The 1,037-nt window shown below is 63.2% G+C and carries 1 protein-coding gene; it reads right to left on the bottom strand.

The genetic code is table 11. The annotated features are described in order from the left end of the window. Positions 1-990: IS30 family transposase (locus IVB36_RS27990; protein ID WP_247393817.1), on the bottom strand; the 990-nt coding region annotated here is incomplete at its 3' end. Between the last annotated feature and the right edge of the window lie 47 nt (positions 991-1,037).

Raw genomic sequence — 1,037 nt, 5'->3', positions numbered from 1 at the left:
GGTGGATTCACACTCGAAGTGCAACAGTTGAGAGGAGAAGGCCTCTGCCGGGGTTCTGAAGTCAAGGCATTTGCGCGGGGTGTTGTTGTAGGCGGCAATGGACTGACGGAAGCGCCTGGTTGGGAGCTTTTCGAGGTCGGTCTTTCGGGGGATGAAGCGGCGCAAGCGGCCGATGGCGTTCTCGATGCCGCCCTTTTGCCACGGCGCGTGCGGGTCGCAGAAGAAGGTCTTCATCAAGAGGCTCTGCAAGGAAAGGTGGGCGGCGAACTCGGTGCCGTTGTCGAAGGTGACGGTACGGCGCAGTGCCTCCGGTACGGCTTTGAACAGGCGTACGAGATGGCTAGCGATACCGGCGGCGAACTTGCGTTCGATGGGAACGGCGAGCAGCAGGCGCGAGGTTCGCTCGTGGACGGCCAGGATGGCCTGCCGGTATTTGGAGAACATCATCAGATCGGCTTCCCAGTGGCCCGGGACTTTGCGATCGGCGACCTCGGCAGGCCGTTCTGCCAGCGAAACACGGCCTTCGATGAAGCTTGCGGGGCTCCCGCCTCGTTTGCCGCGGTGGCCTCGCTTGCTCTTGCCCCGAGGCAGATAGCGCCGCCAGGTGAAGTCCGTCGTGCGTGTGATCTGGGCGTAGATGAAGCGGTAGATGCTCTCGCAGGAGATCACCCTACGGCCACGTTCCCGGGCCAGCCTGCCTGCGACCTGTTCGGGTGACCAACCGCGGCTCAAGCCTGCCAAGACCTCGCGGCGCAAGCTGGCGTCCCGCTCGAGGCGAGAGCCCTTCCAGCGCCGCGCCCGGGTCTGCTGCTGAGCATAGCTTGGCTTGTAGCCGACTTGCCTGCCACGGTTCCGCCTCAGCTCCCGAGAGATCGTTGATGGCGGCCGATCCAAAGCTGCCGCGATTTGCCCGACCGAGCCGCCATTGGCCGAAAGGCGGGCAATCTCGCATCGATCGTCAAGGGAGAGCTGTTTGTAAGTCCGCCCCATGGCAACACCTCCAGATGGAAGTGTTGCACTTCGTTTGTGAACTCAGG

This window comes from Bradyrhizobium sp. 35 (assembly GCF_023073215.1).
In the GTDB taxonomy this organism is placed as follows: domain Bacteria; phylum Pseudomonadota; class Alphaproteobacteria; order Rhizobiales; family Xanthobacteraceae; genus Bradyrhizobium; species Bradyrhizobium canariense_D.
This window is presented reverse-complemented; position numbering and strand designations above follow the sequence as displayed.